General features: G+C 64.8%; 8 protein-coding genes. 6 read left to right on the top strand and 2 right to left on the bottom strand.

Features of this window, described 5'->3' with window-relative positions:
* The first annotated feature begins 49 nt into the window (after window positions 1-49).
* Window positions 50-1,807, top strand: coding sequence for a gamma-glutamyltransferase (gene ggt / locus NZK81_RS15415; protein ID WP_419181694.1), 1,758 nt, complete (start codon window positions 50-52; stop codon window positions 1,805-1,807).
* 21 nt (window positions 1,808-1,828) lie between these two features.
* On the opposite strand, the gene NZK81_RS15410 is transcribed toward ggt, so the two are convergent.
* Together NZK81_RS15410 and NZK81_RS15405 are read right to left on the bottom strand one after the other, a co-directional pair.
* The gene (locus NZK81_RS15410) at window positions 1,829-2,794 is read right to left on the bottom strand and encodes a FecR family protein (RefSeq protein ID WP_260046971.1); all 966 of its coding nucleotides are present in this window, start codon (window positions 2,792-2,794) and stop codon (window positions 1,829-1,831) included.
* Window positions 2,742-3,344, bottom strand: a complete 603-nt coding sequence (locus NZK81_RS15405; protein WP_419181693.1) for an RNA polymerase sigma factor — start codon at window positions 3,342-3,344, stop codon at window positions 2,742-2,744. Before NZK81_RS15405 ends, NZK81_RS15410 begins: the two co-directional genes overlap by 53 nt.
* Before the next feature lie 234 nt (window positions 3,345-3,578).
* Between NZK81_RS15405 and NZK81_RS15400 the strand changes: the two genes are divergently transcribed.
* The 5 genes from NZK81_RS15400 to NZK81_RS15380 all read left to right on the top strand — a co-directional run bounded on the left by NZK81_RS15400 (window position 3,579) and on the right by NZK81_RS15380 (window position 11,965).
* Window positions 3,579-6,158 carry a TonB-dependent receptor gene (locus tag NZK81_RS15400; protein ID WP_260046969.1) on the top strand — a complete coding sequence of 860 codons (2,580 nt, stop codon included), beginning with the start codon at window positions 3,579-3,581 and terminating at the stop codon, window positions 6,156-6,158.
* A gap of 60 nt (window positions 6,159-6,218) precedes the next feature.
* Complete coding sequence (locus NZK81_RS15395) at window positions 6,219-7,046, top strand: sulfite exporter TauE/SafE family protein (protein ID WP_260046968.1); 828 nt, start codon at window positions 6,219-6,221, stop codon at window positions 7,044-7,046.
* A 42-nt stretch (window positions 7,047-7,088) separates the two neighbouring features.
* Window positions 7,089-8,234, top strand: a complete 1,146-nt coding sequence (locus tag NZK81_RS15390; protein WP_260046967.1) for a pyridoxal phosphate-dependent aminotransferase — start codon at window positions 7,089-7,091, stop codon at window positions 8,232-8,234.
* A gap of 130 nt (window positions 8,235-8,364) precedes the next feature.
* Window positions 8,365-10,704, top strand: a complete 2,340-nt coding sequence (locus NZK81_RS15385) for a TonB-dependent receptor (RefSeq protein ID WP_419181699.1) — start codon at window positions 8,365-8,367, stop codon at window positions 10,702-10,704.
* Window positions 10,705-10,708: 4 nt separating this feature from the next.
* Window positions 10,709-11,965: a dipeptidase gene (locus NZK81_RS15380; protein ID WP_260046965.1), complete on the top strand. Its 1,257-nt coding sequence runs from the start codon at window positions 10,709-10,711 to the stop codon at window positions 11,963-11,965.
* Window positions 11,966-12,123: the final 158 nt, after the last annotated feature.

The raw sequence follows: 12,123 nt of genomic DNA, 5'->3' as shown, positions 1-12,123 counted from the left end.
ACGGCAGCGCCGGCTTGCCATCCGGCGCGAAGCATGCCTCTATGCGATCATGCTGCAAACACGGAAAAAACCCCTGCGCCGCCTGTTCTTGCTTGTCGGCGTCACGGCGTTGGCGCTTGTCGCAACGGGTGGTGGCGGGCCGGGCGCGGCGCCGGTGCGGGCGGAAGCAACTGCCCCGCAGACCGTCGATCAGTCGGGCTATGCGCGCCACGCGATGGTCGCTGCGGCCAATCCGCTGGCAACGCAGGTCGGCGTCGATGTGCTCAAGGCGGGCGGATCGGCCGTCGATGCGGCGGTGGCGATCCAGGCCGTGCTGGGTCTGGTGGAGCCGCAAAGCTCAGGGCTCGGTGGCGGCGCCTTCATGGTCTACTACGATGCAGCCTCCCGCAAGGTCACGGCCTACGACGGACGCGAGAAGGCGCCGATGGGAGCGACCGGACGCCTGTTCATGGGCGATGACGGCAAGCCCCTGCCTTTCTTCGATGCCGTGCTGGGCGGCATTTCCACCGGGGTCCCGGGCGCCGTGGCGATGCTCGACATGGCCCATCGCGATCACGGGAAGCTGCCCTGGGCCGGCCTGCTCAAGCCGGCCGAGAAGCTGGCCGAAGACGGTTTCATCGTCAGCCCGCGCCTGGCCGGGATGATCGCGCTGAAACAGGTACCGCAGCCATCGGCACCCGATGCGAAGCGTTATTTCACCAAGGCCGACGGCACGCCCTATGTCGCTGGCGACAGGCTGAAGAATCCCGCCTATGCGCGCACGCTGCAGCGCATCGCCAAGTTCGGGGCCTCGGGCCTGCTGACCGGCCCGGTGGCGCAGGACATCGTCGATCGCGTGCACGAGGGGCCGCGCCCCTCCACGCTGACGCTGGCCGATCTCGCGGCCTACCGCCCGATCCGGCAATCGGCCCTGTGCAGGCCCTACCGCATCTATGTCGTGTGCACGCCGCAGGCACCGTCGGGCGGGCCGGGGCTGCAGATCGCGCTCGGCGTGCTGAACCAGACCGACATCGGCACGCGCGGCCCGGACGACGCAAAAGCCTGGTTCGAGTTCGCGCAGGCAAGCCGCCTGGCCTATGCCGACCGCGACCGTTACGTCGGTGATCCTGCCCAGGTACAGGTTCCGGTCGAGGGCCTGCTCGATCCCGCCTACCTGAAGAAGCGCGCGGAACTGATCGGCGAAAAGGCCGGGCCGGTGACCTTCGGCATGCCCGAGGGCGCCCCCGCGTTCGGCCCCGACGCGACGGCGGAACCCGGCGGCACCAGCCACTTCGTGATCGTCGATGCGCAAGGCAACGTCGTCTCGATGACGACGACGGTCGAGAGCATCTTCGGATCGGGGCGCATGGTCGACGGGTTCTTCCTCAACAACCAGCTCACCGACTTCTCGTTTTCCCCGAACGACAGCGACGGTGCGCCCGCCGCCAATGCGCCGGCCCCCGGCAAGCGCCCGCGATCGAGCATGGCGCCCGCGATCGTGCTGACGCCGGACGGGCGTTTCGTCGCGGCGGCAGGCTCGCCGGGCGGCAGCTCTATCCAGGCCTACAACCTCAAGGTGCTGGTCGCGCTGCTCGACTGGAAGATGAGCCCGCAGGACTCCGTGGCGCTGCCCAATCTCGTGGCCCGTGGCGATCGCTACAGCGCCGACCCCTTCCCGCAGCCGATCATGCAGGCACTGGCCGAGCGCGCCATGCCGCTTTCTACCGCACGCGGCGAGAATTCGGGACTTCAGGCCATCATCGTCAAGGACGGTGGTTACGAAGGTGGTGCCGACCCCCGGCGCGAGGGGCGCGCGCGCGGGTTCTGAAGGAGAACGTCGCCGCAGCCGTCAGTGCGGCTCGGCGATCTCCATCGCACCGTCCGCACGCTTCGACACCCTCACACCGAAACCCGACTGGAGCGCGTCGAGGAACTGTTCCGATTCGGACAACCCGAAGCGTCCCCCCACGCGCAATGATGCAATCCGGGGATCCGCGATCACGATGGGCGTCTGGCGATAGCGGTTGAACTCGGCCACGGCCTCGCCGATCGTCAGTCCGTCGAATTCCAGCATCCGCTCCCGCCAGGCGGTGCGCCGCGCGATCGTGCGGCTGTCCAGCACCGAAGCGTCGATCGCGCCCGGCTTGATCTGAGCGCCGTGACCGGCGGCTATGCGCGCTTCCTGTCCGGTGCCGTCACGCACCGAGACGATGCCTTCGGTCACCGTCAGTTCGACCTCGTGCGCGCGGCGGCGAACGGTGAACTGGGTGCCGACGGCGCGGGTAACGGTCCCGTCCGCCTCAACGTCGAACGGGCGCGCCTTGTCATGGGCCACGTCGAAGGATGCCTCGCCTTCCAGCAGACGCACAAGCCGGCGCTTGTCGGAGAAGGCCACTTCCACTTTGGAATCGGTGTTGATGCGCAGCGTGCTGCCGTCGGCCAGACGCACTTCGCGCACTTCGCCGCGCTGTGTCGAAAAGTCCTGCGTCTCCGGGCCGAGCATGCGCACCGCCGGCACCGCGGCGGCAATGGCGAGGGCCGCGATGCCCGAGAGAATGACCCCCCGGCGTGACAGACCCTTCCCCGTCTCCACCGGCACGGAAACCTCGTCGATCCCGTCGTCTTCCTCGGGCAAGTCGAAACCCAGCGCCTTCAGGCGTTCGCAGTCTTTCCAGGCGCTCTCGGCGCGCGCGAAGGCAACCGCGTGTGCGGGGTTCTGCGCCACCCATGCCATGATTTCGGCGCGTTCGGTCTCGCCGGCGTCAGGAAGACGTACAGCGAGGCTCGCAGCTTTCGCCTCGATTGCCTCTGTCATCTTTCGATCCGGCTTCCGTTCGCTCAAGAACGCCTTCCTCGCGCTGCCACCGCGCTCGCATAACCAAGAGAACCGCTTTGGCCAAATGTTTCTCGACTGTAGAAACGGACAGCGACAATTCTTCCGCTATTTCGCGCATCGATTTTTCCTGCACGCGGCGCATGTGAAATACACGCCGGCACTGGCGCGGCATTTGCGGAAGGAAATCCTGCAGCCATCGCAGCTCCGCCCGCGCATCCAGTTGCGATTCGAGGCTTGTGTGCGCCTGCAGCAATTCGAGGTCTGCAATCTGTTCGAAAGAGACGATTTTGTCGCGCCTGGCCTCGTCGATGATGAGGTTCCGGGCAATGTTGAACAGATAGGCGCGGCCATGATCGATGCGCCCCCAGTCCGCCGTCGACCATGCTCTGGTCAATACTTCGGAGACGGTATCGTCGAGATCCTGGCTGGAACGCAGAATACGGCTCAAACGGCTGCGCAGCGCGGCCTGATGAGGCAGTACGACGGCCTCGAACCAGTCCAGCTTCGCACGGATTTCGTCCAACCCCACCCCCTTGGTTGCGTCTGCCCAGCCTCTCCATGACGTTTTTATTGCTGCATTGCATCACGTCACCGCTCGCCTGTCCAGCTAAATTGCCACATAGTGACGCGCATGCCGCACCCGATCGCTGCATTGCGAAAAAAATTGAACCGCGCATGGCGGACTTGCCTCCGCGCTTCGTTCTGGGGGGATAAGGGAACACGGCCCCCACGGAGGCGCGGGTTGCAGCGGTCGGAACAGTCTTTGCTCCTTCTTCTGCTATCGCCGCTGGTGATGGCCGAGGCGCCCGACGCCGCGCATCAGGCGCAGGTCCATGACTTCGGAATAGAGGCTCAGGCGATGCAGACGGCGCTCAACCGTTTTTCCGAGCAATCGGACATGCGCATCCTGTTTCCCTATCGCGATGTGAAGGGGCTGCGTTCGAACGCGGTGAAGGGGCGCATGTCCACGCGCCATGCGCTGGAATGCATGATTGCCGGCACGCGGCTGCGGATCACCAGCATGCGCGACAATGTCGTGGTGCTGCGTCTGGCCGATCTGGATGTCGCCAACACCCGGGAAGCGACGCCGACCGACGGGAGCGTGCCGGCCGGCCCCATTCTCGTCACCGGGCGGCGCATATCCAGGGCCGACGAGGCGATCGGCGAGGGGCATGCCCGGCATTCGGCCGGCGTGACGCGCAAAGCGCTGCTGTCGGCGCCTCCGGGGATCTCCGGCCTCAAGATGCTGGAGTACCTTCCCGGGTTCAACGTCCAGACCGACGGACCGCTCGGGCTCTACGAATTCGGCAACAGCGTGCAAACACGGGCTTTCAACCTCAACCAGATAGGCTTCGTGGTGGACGGCATTCCCCTCGGCCGCTCCGATGCCTTCGGCGGCAGCCCGGTCTTCCGCTACGTCGACAACGAAAATCTTGCCGCCGTCGAAGCATCGCCCGGCGCAGGCGATGTCGGCACGCCCAGCTATTCGTCGCTGGGCCCGATGATCTCGTACCGCTCGATCGAACCGGATCGCAAGGCCGGGGTCTTCGTCGCGCAGTCGTTCGGGTCTGATGCGTTGCGCCGCACTTTCGTGCGGCTGAGCAGCGGAGACATCGGACCACTGCGCGGATACGTCAGCCATACCCGGCTTTCCAGCGACTTGTGGCGCGGTGCCGGCACCATCGACCGCAAGCACTGGGAGGGACAGATCCTTGCCGATCTGACCGCGCATTCCTGGCTTCGCTTCAAGTTCGCGGCAAACGACTTCTTCGACTACGATTCCCCGTTCCTCTACCGGGACGATTACCTCTCCGCCACGCCCGACCTGGGAGGCCGGACGGGGCGTGATCGGGGCTACATCGGCTTCGTTCCCGACCTGCCGGAAACCGTCGCCGGGGTGCGCTATTCCAACCCGGACCACGCCTACTACTATGGCAACGCGATCAACGCCCGGAACGACAAGCTCTACGGCGCCACGCTCCATGTCGAAGGAGAAGCGCCGGCATTTGCCGAGGTCACGCTCTACCGGGAAGACAAGCACGGCTTCGGCGTCTCTCCCGACACCTACGAGAATTCCCTGCTCTACCATGATCGGCAGGCCGCGGCGGGGCTGTCCGTCACGGCCCCGCGCGGATTGCAGTGGGGCTACTCGGGTGTCGACGGCCAACGACAGGGCGTGGTCCTTCATGCAGAAGCGACGCGCGGCGATCACCGGTTCGATGCCGGGGTGTGGGTCGAGAACGACCGCTATCACCGCAGCCAATACCGGCTCAACAAGACAGACGGCGCCCCCGACGGAGCCGTGCTGGCGGACGAGATCGTCTACTATCGGCGCAACTACCGCTCGCACCGCGACGCCGTGCAGTTCTGGGCGCGCGACCGCTGGACGCCGGGACAAGGCCCGCTGACGCTCGAGCTGGGCTTCAAGGGGCTGGACATCTCCTATCGCCTCGATGGCTATCGCGACTTCGACGATTACGCCCACGCGGACGGCTCCGCGGGGTGGGGGGCGGCGAAAGGCCGGGCGCACTATTTCGACGGGTTCGAACCGAGCGCGGGCATCGTCTATCGCATGCCGGACACGCGCACCGAGCTGTTCGCCTCCTATGCCGAGACCATGGCCCTGCCCAAGGCGATGGACACGATCGCATCGACCGCCTTTGCCGCTTCCGCCGCTTTCGCGCCGAAGCCGCAAGCGGAGCGGGCACGCAATATGGAAATCGGCTTGCGCACCAGCCAGCCGCGCTTCTTTGCCGTGGCCACGCTCTACCACACGCGCTTCGCCAATCTGATCAGCCCGGTCTCCGGGCCGGTGCCGGGGACCACGGGCGCGATGGAAACCTATTTCCGCAACGTCGGCGCGGTCGAAGCGCACGGGCTGGAAATGTCGGCCTCGGTCAAGCCCGCGCTACTGGACGACAAGGTCTATTTCACGACCAACCTCACGTACAACGACGCGACCTTCCAGAACGACCTGCCCGACGGCACGGCAATTGCTTCCAACCGCATTCCCGACAGCGCGCTATGGATAGCCTCGGGCACGGTGACGGTGGAACCCACGCCTTGGGCGCTCACCAGCATCACGGCCAAGTATACCTCCAGGCGCTATGCCGACTATCTCAATACCCAGTCCGTCGGCGGCCAGTGGATTGTCGATGCCTACGTGGAACTGGGGCGCGAGACGGAGCTGGGACCGCTGCGCAATGCCCATGCCCGCATCAATATCGACAACCTGTTCGATGCCGACACGCTCTCCTTCATTTTTCCGACAGTCTCGGGAGAAGCGGCGTTTCGCCCGCTCTCGCCCCGTACCGTGCAACTCACCTTTACCGGGGAATTCTGAACCCATGCCCATGCGTGCATGCCTTTTTATACCCGCCCTCTCCCGCAGGACCTTTGCGGCATGAGCGCGTTCCTGATGACCTGGGCCTTTCCCATCGCACTGATGCTGGTGGCAGGGCTGGTTTCCGGCTTCGCGGCCGGCCTGTTCGGCATCGGCGGCGGCTTCGTCGTCGTGCCCGTGCTCTTCGTGATGCTGCCGTTGCTGGGCGGCAGCACCGATGCCATCGCCCATGTCGCGATCGGCACCTCGCTGGCGACGATCATGATCACGTCGTTGCGCTCGGTGCAGGCCCATGCCCGGCGCGATGCGGTGGATTTCGACCTGCTCAAGGCCTGGGCTCCGTGGATCGTGATCGGGGTCGGCGCCGGCGTGCTGCTGGCCTCGCGCATTACCGGCAGCGTGCTGGCGCTGATCTTCGGCGTTGGCGTGGCGCTCATGGCGCTGCACTTCCTGTTCCCCGTGCTGCGCGACAAGCACCTGCGCGACGAAGTGCCGGGCGGCTATGTCCGTGCCGGGATCGCCGGCGGCCTCGGCGCCTTTTCCTCGCTGCTGGGCATCGGCGGCGGCACCATCGCGATCATCGTCATGACCTTGTGCGGCAAGACCATCCACCGTTCGATCGCGACGGCTTCGGGTGTCGGCTTCATCATCGCGGTGCCCGGCACGATCGGCTTCATGGCGATCGGCCTGTCCGCTCCCGACCTGCCGCTGGGCTCGATCGGCTACGTCAACCTGATCGCAGCGCTTGCGATCGTCAGCACCTCGGTCATCTCGGCCCCGCTGGGCGCGGCCACCGCACACAAGCTTCCGGCAGGCGTGCTGAGCCCGATCTTCGGCATCTACCTTCTCTTCGTGGCAACGATGATGATCCGCCATGGCCTCGTGTGAACGGAACGCCCCCCTCGCCCCGAACAGGAAAGGACCCGCGCAATGACCATCGAGATTTCCCGCCGCCTCATGCTGGCAGGTGCCGGTGCCGGAAGCGCCCTGGCCTTCGCCGGAACCGGCCGCACCGCCTTTGCCGCTACCGGCTCCACCCCAGACTTCGGCCCCGAGGCCGCCGACGTCTTCGGCCCGCCCGCGGGCATCGCCCAACTCAGCCGCAACGAGAATCCCTTCGGACCCGCACCCTCCGCGATACAGGCCATTGCCCAGAACGCCTCCAAAGGCGCGTACTATGCCGATCGCGGCCTCAGAAAGATGCTCGACATGGTTGCGGAGCGCTATTCGCTCGGTGTCGAGAATGTCGTGCTCAGTTCGGGCTCGACCGAAGTCCTGATCTGCGCCGCCATGGCCCTGCCCGAGGACAAGGCCATTCTCTGCCCGGACCTGTTCTGGGACACCACGGTCAAGTACGCCGCGCGCAAGGGCGCCAAGGTCAAGCGCGTGCCGCTGGGCGCGGACATGGCAGTGGACCTTACCGCAATGAAGGCCGCGATCGGACCCGACGTCGGGCTGGTGCACATCTGCAACCCCAACAACCCCACGGCCATGTCGCTCGATGGCGATGCACTGCGCGCCTTCATCCGCTCGATCGATCCCGCGATCCCCGTGCTCATCGACGAAGCCTACATGGAATTGACCGCAAGGCCCGAGTATACCTCGATGGTGGACCTTCTCGCCGAGCGCGAGAACCTTATCATCACCCGTACCTTTTCGAAGATCTACGGCATGGCGGGGCTGCGCCTGGGCTATGCCCTCACCTCGCCGGCCATCGCCGAGACCCTGCGCGGCTATCTGATGAGCTTCGGCGGCAATACCGCGGGCCTGGCCGCCGGTATCGCCTCCTATAACGACGCGGCTTTCCTCAGGTATTCGAAAAGCCACATCGTCGAGGCCCGCGAAGCCATCATGGAAGCGATCACAAGCTGCGGGCTCACCGCGCTGCCGTCCGACACCAACTTCGTCTACGTCAAGGTCCCGGACGCCGACGCGCTGTTCAGCGCCATGGCCGAGGCCAGGGTCGATATTCGCCCCGCCTACGGAAAATGGAAACAATGGTCCCGGGTCAGCACCGGAAAGATGGAGGACGTACAGCGCTATGCCAAAGTCCTGCGCGCATTCTACGGCGCGTAAGTAACTGAGAAAAAAGACTAGTTCAGGGGAGCCGGCAAGCGGGGGTGCTTGCCGGGATGCCGGAGGCTTGCCTGCGCCCAAGAGCGCTCAACAGGGAGTCCTGCATATGATTGCGATGTTCAAAACGACAATGCGGTCCGTTTCGGCCCTCGCCATGGCACAGGCCATGGTGCTCGGCGCCACGCCTGCCATGGCAGATGAAGCCGCAGCGGACAGCGCCGCCGATGCCGATGCCATCATGGTCACCGGCCGGCGCGTTTCGCAAGCCGATGAAGCGATCGGCGAAGGCCAGGTGACGAATACCGTCGCCGTCACGCGCGAGGCCCTGCTTTCCGCGCCCTCGGGCGTCTCCGGCCTCAAGATGCTCGAGCAATTGCCCGGCTTCAACGTCCAGACGGACGGCGCGCTGGGCCTCTACGAGTTCGGCAACAGCGTGCAGGTGCGCGCTTTTGGCCTGTCGCAGATCGGTTTTCTGGTCGACGGTATTCCGCTCGGTCGCTCCGATGCATTCGGCGGGAGCCCGGTGTTCCGCTATGTCGACAACGAAAACCTCGGCGTCGTGCAGGCGTCTCCCGGTGCCGGCGATGTCAGCCAGCCAAGCTACGCCTCGCTGGGGCCGATCGTCTCCTACAGCTCGATTGAACCGCAGGACGACCTTGGGCTGTTCGTCTCGCAGAGCTTCGGCGATGACGACATGAAGCGCACCTTCATCCGCCTGAGCACCGGCCGGGTGGGGCCCTTCAAGGCCTATATCAGCCGGACCAAGCTCGATAGCGACTTGTGGCGCGGTTACGGCACGATCGACCGCGAGCACTGGGAAGCGCAGATCCATGCCGATCTGGGCGGGGACAGCTGGGCACGCTTCAAGTTCGTCGCGAACGATTTCTTCGACTACGATTCGCCGTTCCTCGGCCTGTCGACCTATCTTTCGGACGTTCCTGACCTTGGCGGCAAGACCGGCCGCTATCGTGGCTACATCGACGTGCCCGAACCCGGCACACCCGGCTTCGAGCCGACGGTTCCGGGGATCGCCTATTCCAACTCGAATTATTCGTACACCTATGCCCAGGCCATCAACGTGCGAAAGGACAAGCTCTACGGCCTGACCGTCCATGGCGGCATCGCCGACAACTTCTGGGCGGACACCACCGCCTATTGGGAGGACAAGAACGGCTACGGCGTATCGCCGGACAACTATGCCAACAGCCTCGGGCTCTATACCGCCCAGCTTGCCGCCGGCCTGCCGGTCACCGCGCCCAAGGGCATGCAGTACGGCAAGTCCGGCGTCGGCGGGGACCGCTACGGGTTCACCGCAAGCCTCCACTGGGAAATGGAGAACAACACGCTGGAAGCCGGCATCTGGGCGGAAGTCGACAAGTACCATCGTACCCAGGCGCGCCTGAACACGACCGACGGCTCGCCGCTCAGTCCGCCGACCGGCGAGACTGTCTATTTCCGCCGCGACTACCACTCGCAGCGCGATACGACGCAGCTCTTCATCAAGGACACGCTGTCGCTGCTCGACGATACGCTCGAGCTGACTGCAGGGGTCAAGGCGCTCGACGTGCATTATCGCCTGTCGGGCTATCGCGACTATGCCGACTACTACATCGGGACCGGACCGGGTTACGGCCCGCAGACTGGCAGCGCCGACTACACCGATGGCTTCCTGCCAATGCTCGGCATGCTCTACAAGCTGGACGGACGCTCGCAGATCTTCGCATCCTATGCGGAGAACATGGCCTTCCCGCGGGGCATGGACGACATCTTCTCGACCACGCTGGCCAGCTCTGCCGGGTTCGTGCCCGCGCCCAAGCCGGAGACCGCCAAGAACTTCGAGTTCGGTGTCCGCACCAACCAGCCCGAGTTCTATGCCTCGCTGGCCGGGTATTACACGAAGTTCGACGACCGCATCCAGCAGCTCTCGACCCTGCTGCCCGGTTCCGCCGGTGCGACCGAGAGTTACTACCAGAGCGTTGGCAGCGTCGAAGCCTACGGCGTGGAATTCACCGGCACCTACAAGCCTGCGTTCCTGGACGGCCTTGCCTACGCGAACCTCAACGTCACCTACAATATCGCCAAGTACCAGGACAACCTGCCCACGGGGACGGCGATCAAGGACAACTACCTTCCGGATAGTCCGAAGTGGCTGGTTACAGGCGGCGTGACGCTTGAGCCGGCCAGCTGGCTCGTGGCCAACATCTCGGGCAAGTACACCAGCAAGCGCTATGCCGACATGGAGAATACGGGGGCGCTCGCGGTGAAGGACTACGCCGTGTTCAGCGGGTACGTCGATCTCGGCGACGGCATCGACGTGGGGCCGCTCAAGACGGTGAAGCTGCGCCTCAACGTCGACAACATCTTCGACAAGGACGTGCTGTCGTTCATCTATCCGATCGGCACCAATTATGCGGTGTACCGTCCGCTTTCTCCCCGTACATTCCAGCTGACGATTTCCGCGGAGTACTGAACACATGAAGACACGTGCCCTTCGATTGCTGGCTGGAGCGGCTCTGCTGCTCCCGATGCAGGCCGTGCACGCATCCGACAACGCTTCGGGGGACCCCGCGTCCCCCGAGGTCGTCGCGATGCAGCACGCGATGATCACGCTCGACACGCATCTCGACACGCCGGAATCGGTCGACCGCCCAGGCTGGTCGATCATGGACTGGCATGACGTGCGCCAGGACTATTCCCAGGTCGACCTGCCCCGCATGAAGGCGGGCCAGTTCGACGGCGGGTTCTGGGCGATCTTCACGCCGCAGGGGCCCATCGATACGGCAAGCTATGCCAAGGTTCGCGATTTCGCGGTAATGCGCGGCATGTCGATCCGGCTGATGGTGGCGTCGCACCCCGATCAGTTCGAACTCGCGCTCAAGGCGGATGACGCCGCCCGCATCCATGCCAAGGGCAAGCGCATCGTCTACATGAGCATCGAGAACGCCTATCCGCTGGGCGAGGACGTCTCGATGCTCAAGCTGTTCTACAAGATGGGCGTGCGCGAAACCGGCTTTGCCCACTTCATGAACAACCAGTTCGCGGACAGCTCTACCGATCCCAATGGCCCCAAGTGGCACGGTCTCAGCCCGCTGGGCGAAAAGCTGCTGGCAGAGGCCAACAAGCTCGGCATGATCATCGACGGTTCGCACTCCAGCGACGAGGTGCTCGATCAGCTCATCGCGAAATCGACCACGCCGGTGGTGCTGTCGCACTCGGGCTGCAAGGCGATCTACGACCATCCCCGCAATGTCGATGATGACCGTCTGCGCGCGCTGGCGGCGAAGGGCGGGGTCATCCAGATCAACAGCTACGGCGGCTACCTGCGCGCGAGCAAGCCCAACCCGGAACGCCTGAAAGCGATGCGCGCGCTCTATTCCGATATGCGCGACAATGCGGACATGACGGCCGCGCAGCAGGAGGCCCTGAACGCCAGGCGCCGCGAGATCGACATCAAGTATCCCGAGACCGACAAACCCACCTTCGACGACTTCATGAAACACCTGCTCCACGCCTTGAAAGTGGTCGGCCCGGACCATGTCGGCATCGGCATGGACTGGGACGGTGGCGGCGGCGTGGTGGGCCTGGAAGACGTGAGCGGGTTGCCGAAAATCACCGCTGCCCTGCTCAAGGCCGGTTACACCAGAGAGGACGTCACCAAGATCTGGGGCAGCAACATCCTGCGCGTCATGCGCCAGGTCGAAGCCGCCGCAGCACCTGAAGCCAGTGACTGAAGGCAGCGCAGACGGCGGCGATCAAGCCGTCGTCTGCGGCCTGTTGGCGATGAGGTTATCGACGACGGAGGGATCCGCAAGTGTGGAAGTGTCACCGAGGTTGGAGAAATCGTTCTCGCCGATCTTCCTGAGGATGCGGCGCATGATCTTGCCCGAGC

This window comes from Novosphingobium mangrovisedimenti, from assembly GCF_025153475.1.
GTDB lineage: Bacteria > Pseudomonadota > Alphaproteobacteria > Sphingomonadales > Sphingomonadaceae > Novosphingobium > Novosphingobium mangrovi_A.
The sequence above is the reverse complement of the archived record's forward strand: the minus strand, read 5'-3'. Positions and strand labels throughout refer to the sequence as shown.